5 protein-coding genes and 1 tRNA gene are annotated in these 6135 nt (G+C 48.1%); 3 read left to right on the plus strand and 3 right to left on the minus strand.

The genetic code is table 11. The features are described 5' to 3' along the window. Window positions 1-1092 precede the first annotated feature (1092 nt). A complete protein-coding gene (locus ACUVJL_RS12755) occupies window positions 1093-1839 on the minus strand; it encodes an FkbM family methyltransferase (protein WP_445246186.1) in 747 nt (248 codons plus the stop codon). A 282-nt stretch (window positions 1840-2121) separates the two neighbouring features. On the opposite strand from ACUVJL_RS12755, the gene ACUVJL_RS12760 reads away from it, so the two are divergent. Further along, complete coding sequence (locus ACUVJL_RS12760) at window positions 2122-2496, plus strand: hypothetical protein (protein ID WP_445246187.1); 375 nt, start codon at window positions 2122-2124, stop codon at window positions 2494-2496. 98 nt (window positions 2497-2594) lie between these two features. Here the strand turns inward: ACUVJL_RS12760 and ACUVJL_RS12765 are convergent, their stop codons facing one another. Next, window positions 2595-4313 (minus strand): hybrid sensor histidine kinase/response regulator, encoded by a 1719-nt coding sequence (locus tag ACUVJL_RS12765; RefSeq protein WP_445246188.1) that lies wholly within the window; start codon window positions 4311-4313, stop codon window positions 2595-2597. A gap of 45 nt (window positions 4314-4358) precedes the next feature. Then, complete coding sequence (locus ACUVJL_RS12770; protein ID WP_445246189.1) at window positions 4359-4547, minus strand: hypothetical protein; 189 nt, start codon at window positions 4545-4547, stop codon at window positions 4359-4361. Window positions 4548-4923: 376 nt separating this feature from the next. Here ACUVJL_RS12770 and ACUVJL_RS12775 point away from each other — a divergent pair, with 376 nt between their 5' ends. Both ACUVJL_RS12775 and ACUVJL_RS12780 read left to right on the plus strand, forming a co-directional pair. After that, window positions 4924-5970, plus strand: coding sequence for a M42 family metallopeptidase (locus tag ACUVJL_RS12775; protein WP_445246190.1), 1047 nt, complete (start codon window positions 4924-4926; stop codon window positions 5968-5970). An 84-nt stretch (window positions 5971-6054) separates the two neighbouring features. Next, window positions 6055-6127, plus strand: a tRNA-Glu gene (locus tag ACUVJL_RS12780). Window positions 6128-6135: the final 8 nt, after the last annotated feature.

Raw genomic sequence — 6135 nt, forward strand, 5'->3', positions numbered from 1 at the left:
ATCCCTATTGCCAGGGTTTCCGGGCGCAATCCTTTTGCCAAAAATGGCGGTCTGCTATCCTAGTCTTACAACTAGCTCCTCGGTCGTGACTTTCCTCCAGTCCGGGGGTAGGTTTTAACGTCTTTTACTGACGATTTAATCGATTCAGAACCTTAGTATTGGTTGTGATTAATTATTTTGAGCATCCGTACTGCTGTTAAGCTAGATACTTGATTTCTCAAAATTCGCAACTTTCTACTCTTTTGACGATAGCACACTTGCCAGACATTTGTGCAATTGGTATATCTGATAGGCAGGATAAATCCTGCCATGCCCTTTCATACCTGGACTTTAGTCACAGGGTTTTCAGGGTATTTTTTATAAATTGTTACGGAACAGCTAACTCAGCATTTTATTGCTAAGTATTATCCCTGATTGTAATTTTTAAACCGAGGGTGCCGGTATTCCTGCTTATTTTATTCAAATTAGATAAAAATGCTGATTCGCTTAACAGCGACCAGAGCTATATTAAATGCTAATTCGCCAATCTTTAGAAGCTGCGGACCGCTTCCTGGAGAACCGGCGATTGTAAATACGCTTTCTCAGCTTTCTCCGTTCCCAAATTCACAGGACAGCCTAGGATTTCTTCTAAGTAGTGTTTCACGCGGAAGAATTGAAATAGCCCGCAGGGGCGATCGAGCTTGGCTAAAACGTTACATTATTTTCTCAAGCCCTTCTAAGGTCGCCCTATCTTCTGAATCTGTATTTTTATTCTTGATTTGGGCTATTTCGTGAATACAAGCTGATCGGCGTAATTGTTCTTCGGGAGTTAGGCTGATTTTTTTCCCTGATCTACTCTCTTTATTTTACCTGCTGGCAGTCTATTTGCACGCATCGGGATGAGGCCAGCCGAATAGAATAGTTAATGAAGTTAACTCGTAATAATGGTCACTTTTATCGACATGGACGAGCGGGATGCAACCAGGGTAAGGCATGGTTTATAGCTATATTTGTCACCCCCAGAGATAACTAAAAGCTTCTGACTGACCTCCGTTAAATCCTCTGAAAGCGAATCCGTTGCCGAACTTCCTTATTCCTTCAATATCTGCTATATCACTGAGGGTTGCGGGTTCGGGATGCTAAGATCGAGCCGTACCATTTATCTATTGGTATTTGCTTTCTGATCCGAAATCCTAAGTTTTGAATAACTTGTCGGGTTTCGGCGTGAGTGTGACCAAACCACAAGTGATATTCTAAAGAAAGGTGTTGCACGAATTGCCAAATCTCTGTATCTTTAAATAACAGCCATTCTGCACCTTCGCAGTCTACTTTTGCTAAATCAACGCTGCCACCAATTCGCTCGATCGCTCTGCGAAATGATACCATCGGTATGTCGCCGCTTTCGCTAACGGTCGATCGGGTTTTTCCGGAGACTTCCCGAATGTCAAGGACTACTTTACCATCTCGGTCTCCTACTGCTTCCATAAAATAGGTAAAATTTGCTATTTTAGATTGATGTTTGAGGTAATTTTCTAGGTAGGGATTAGCTTCGTAGGCGTGAATTACGGCCTGGGGAAACCTGTTCCTCGCAGCAATCGGAAATAAGCCGACATTGGCTCCAACATCAATAATTGTCATCAGGGATTCAGATAATTGCTCGACTCCGTAGCAGTCGTCTAAAAGCACTTCTATAAATTCTCCGTTCATGCCTTTCTCTGAAGGCACGTTTACTTGATGGCGTTTTCCTTGGACTATTAATTGTTGCGGCAACTGAAACCGAGCAACTCTGTTAAATTTTATCCCTAACTTTTTTGCTCTAATTTTTCGATGCACGAGTTGCTGAATTTTATGGAAAAGCATAGCGAGAAGTTGAGAAAGTTTTAAAGTTTATAATAACGTTAGCAGAGGGAAAACTTTTCGGTACTAACTCACATTTTGCACCGCTTGGAAACTGGGTTTCTGGCGGTGCTTTAAACATAAAAGGCGAAATTTTTAGTCAAAAAACTAGGCTTATTGTCTTGGGTAGATCGGGGAGCAAGATATCAGTAGATAGAGTGATTTTTTTGTTGGTTAGAATAGTAAAATTAGAGTAAATATGCTTTAATATATGTCAAAATGCGCTCCAAAACACGGGAATAAAAAATGTTAGAGTTCGATCGACTGTTCGCAACAATTGAAGAGTTAGTCATGCTCCACTTTCCCAGCGGTGCGGTGTCGGAAATTAACCAGCGGTTGATGGGAAAATTAGCCGCCCAGGGAGTGAATGCGATCGTCGATCGTGCGGACAATACGATCGCCCTAATTCTCGGTCGCAAGCCCCAAAAGTCGATCGTCCTTACCGCTCACAAAAAATATGAAATTGGCGCCCTAGAGAATGTAGGACTCATGCAGGCTCTACTCTATAACCACTCAGAGTGCTTCCTATCCTTGACACAAATCAAGTTAACAGAGGTTTGTGCTGGAGACGACACTCACAAGCTTGGTCCGGCACAACCGCTAGCCTTCTCCCCAAGCTGACAAGAACCCAATTATTAATTATTCTCAAAGGCGACATTTGTTCTTGAACAGTTTTTGCGACAGAAGCAGTAAAAGGACGAGTTTAATACACCAGGGTTTTAGCACCTGCTTGTACGTCCGGTGAGGCTGGCAACCACCGCCACTAACTCGGCTGCATCTACGGGTTTGGTCAAATGCATCTGAAAACCTGCTAATAGTGCCTGCCGACGATCGTCACTCCCGGCATAGGCCGTCAGCGCGATCGCGGGTAGCTTACCGCCTCGCTGCGCTTCAAGTTGGCGCAACTTGCGGATCAGGGAGTAGCCATCCTCATCCGGCATCCCAATATCGCTCACTAAAACATGGGGGCTGCGATCCGTTGCGGTTTCGATAATGGTCAACGCCTGGTTGACCGAAGCAACAGCGATGACCTCAGCACCATTATTTTGCAGAATCGTGCTCAGCAACTCTAGCGCGTCAGCCTCGTCATCTACCACTAAGATTTGTAAGCCTTCAAGGGTGGGTGACGCCTCAACCCTCCGCTTCGCCTCCACGATCGAGTTTAATCGCTCTGGATCGCTCGGTGGTAGAGGGATAATCATCGCGGGCAGTGTGACTGTAAAGGTCGTCCCCTGTCCTATCCCTGGACTCACTACGGTTACAGTCCCGCCATGCAATTCAACTAATTGACGCACAATGGCTAACCCTAAACCCAACCCCCCATAACTGCGAGTGGTGGTGCTGTCGTGCTGGCGGAAGCGATCGAAGACAAACGGTAGAAACTCCGAGCTGATGCCGGGTCCAGTGTCGCTGACAGTAATTTCAGCATGAGAATTAACCCGCTGCAAACGAATCTCGACTCGCCCGTCTTTAGGCGTGAATTTGAGGGCGTTAGAAAGTAGATTCCACACAACTTGCTGCAACCGATTGGCATCACCCAAGAGCAAACCGGCTTGAGAATCGAGCACGCTTTGCAGGCGAATTGATTTGGCCTCAGCCGCCAAGCGTACAGACTCAATCGCAGATTCAATCACGGGCACGAGGTTGACTGGACGGACTTGGAGGCGCAGTTTACCCGTAATGATGCGAGAAACATCGAGGATGTCTTCGATTAACTGGGCTTGAGACTTGGCGTTTCGCTCGATCGTCTCCAAAGCCCGCAGGACCTTATCCTCGCTCAGGGTTCGCTGCCGTAACATCGCTGACCATCCTAAGATAGCGTTGAGAGGAGTTCTGAGTTCATGAGAAAGAATAGAGAGAAACTCATCCTTGGCACGGTTGGCAGCCTCTGCCTCTGCCCGAATCATTTGTTCGCGCATCAATAATTCGTCTTTGGTGCGATTAGACGTTTCCAATTGGGCGGTGCGTTCCTGCACCCGTTGCTCTAGCTCGACATTAATCGCCTGGATACAGCGGCGACTCTCCTCTAGTTCCTGGTTTGTAAGGGCGAGTTGGGCTGGACTTGGCGCATCGAGGGCCACTGGAATTAAGGGAATCAGTAAAAAGGTGAACGTATAGAAAGACCAAGCACCAGTCACCGCTTTGATCAGTCCTGAAAGCCAGTAGAAGGGGTGCCAAAGTGTCACTACTTCCATCAGGTGGGTTGTGCCACATAAGGCAAAGATAAAAAAGAAACCCACCAGCAGCATCACCGTGTGGCCAGGCAGATCCTTACGCTGATTCGTAAAGTAAACAATGGCAACCGCCACCGAGTAATACGCGAAGGCAGTCACTACATCTGACGTTAAGTGCAGCCAGACTAACCCGGGTTTCCAGAGGTAACAATGCCCGTGAGGAATGAAATTATTCGCAAAGAAGGTAGTCAAGAGGTCAGGCATATTAGTTTACGGAACTGTCAAGTTAATTTAGGGGGTGTCATCAATTCAACCAGATGACCCCAGCAGTGAGAAGAATCGCACGCCGGAAAGTTCACCGCCTGACGGGTGATAGGGCGTCGCGATTGCCGGATACAGCAGCCGCTTGGCGGCAAAGTTTTCAATCAAATGACGGGCTTTGTACAATTCCGTATCGTAAGTTCGCAGGATCTTGCGGTGGTGCCGAGGTGAAATCATGGCGCTCTTCCCCTCGGCATTGAGGGGGTCAATTACGCCTCACTCTGCATCATAGCCCTTGTTAGCCAGCAGTGTATCCCCCACCAGTAACGGCTGCTGTTGGTCGGCTCCTTATGGCGTCACCAGCTTGTCCGGGAACGAGGTGAAACCGCAACGGATTGCCCAACGCATCCACGCGCTCGCATGAATCTTGTTACTCAATCGCTCTTTGCTGCCTCCAATTGCTTCATTTCTACGCTCCTCAAAAAACTCAGCAGGAAGATGTTTCTTTCAAGTGGGAAAATACCTGAATTAAAACTAAGTGTACTGCCGGTAAATAGTGGGTAAATGTGCTTTAATATATGTCAAAATTCGCTCCTAAAAACGAAAATCAAAAATGTTAGAGTTTGATCGCCTGTTCCAAACAATCGAAGAATTAGTAATGCTGCACTCACCCAGCGGTGCGGAATCGGAAATTAACCAGCGGTTGATGGAAAAATTCGCCGCCCTGGGAGTGAATGCGATCGTCGATCGCGCGGACAATGCGATCGCCCTAATTAAGGGTCGCAATCCCGAAAAGTCGATCGCCATTACCGCCCACAAAGACGAAATTGGCGCCCTAGTTAAAACAATAGGCGAGAGTGGCCGCGTGGAAGTCCGCAGATTGGGCGGCGCGTTTCCTTGGGTTTACGGCGAAGGCGTGGTGGATTTGCTCGGAGACAAGCAAACAATTAGCGGCATTCTCAGCTTCGGTTCCCGCCATGTTTCTCACGAATCTCCTCAGAAAGCTCAGCAGGAAGATGTTTCTTTAAAGTGGGAAAATGCCTGGATCGAAACTAAGTGTACCGCCGAGGAATTAGCCGAGGCCGGAATTCGACCGGGCACGCGGATGGTGGTGGGAAAGCACCGCAAGCGCCCGCTGCGGTTGAAGGACTGGATCGCGAGCTACACTCTGGACAACAAGGCTTCAGTGGCGATTTTGCTGGCTCTGGCGGAATGTTTGAAAGAGCCTGCGGTGAATGTTTATTTGGTAGCGTCGGCGAAGGAGGAGGTTGGGGCGATCGGAGCTTTGTATTTCACGCAGCGCCAGCCGTTGGACGCGCTGATCGCTTTGGAAATTTGCCCTCTGGCACCGGAATACCCGATTTCTGACGGCGAAAACCCGGTTTTGCTGGTTCAGGACGGCTACGGAGTCTACGATGAAGGATTGAACGCCCAATTGCGCGCAGCAGCCGCAGCAGCTGATGTAGAGGTGCAGTTGGCGGTAATTAGCGGTTTTGGGAGCGATGCTTCGATCGCCATGAAGTTCGGCCACGTAGCCCGCGCCGCTTGTTTGGCTTTCCCCACCCAGAACACCCACGGCTTTGAAATTGCTCATCTCGGGGCGATCGGCAATTGCGCCACCATCCTCAAAGCCTACTGTGACGAGCTTTCGGACGAGTAGAAAAAAAACTTTCGCAAAGTGGTTGACAGATTGGGAAAGATTAGTTAAGGTAATAAAGGTGCGGAACACAAGCAAACGCAACGCGCCCCCATCGTCTAGAGGCCTAGGACACATCCCTTTCACGGATGCGACGGGGATTCGAATTCCCCTGGGGGTATTGAAAAT

This window comes from Microcoleus sp. OTE_8_concoct_300, from assembly GCF_031383065.1.
Classification (GTDB): Bacteria; Cyanobacteriota; Cyanobacteriia; order Cyanobacteriales; family Microcoleaceae; genus Microcoleus.

Bases quoted from the DNA above. Each gene is read 5' to 3' on its own strand.
- ACUVJL_RS12755 (WP_445246186.1), bottom strand. From the start codon at position 1,839: ATGCTTTTCCATAAAATTCAGCAACTCGTGCATCGAAAAATTAGAGCA.
- ACUVJL_RS12770 (WP_445246189.1), bottom strand. From the start codon at position 4,547: ATGATTTCACCTCGGCACCACCGCAAGATCCTGCGAACTTACGATACG.
- ACUVJL_RS12760 (WP_445246187.1), top strand. From the start codon at position 2,122: ATGTTAGAGTTCGATCGACTGTTCGCAACAATTGAAGAGTTAGTCATG.
- ACUVJL_RS12775 (WP_445246190.1), top strand. From the start codon at position 4,924: ATGTTAGAGTTTGATCGCCTGTTCCAAACAATCGAAGAATTAGTAATG.
- ACUVJL_RS12765 (WP_445246188.1), bottom strand. From the start codon at position 4,313: ATGCCTGACCTCTTGACTACCTTCTTTGCGAATAATTTCATTCCTCAC.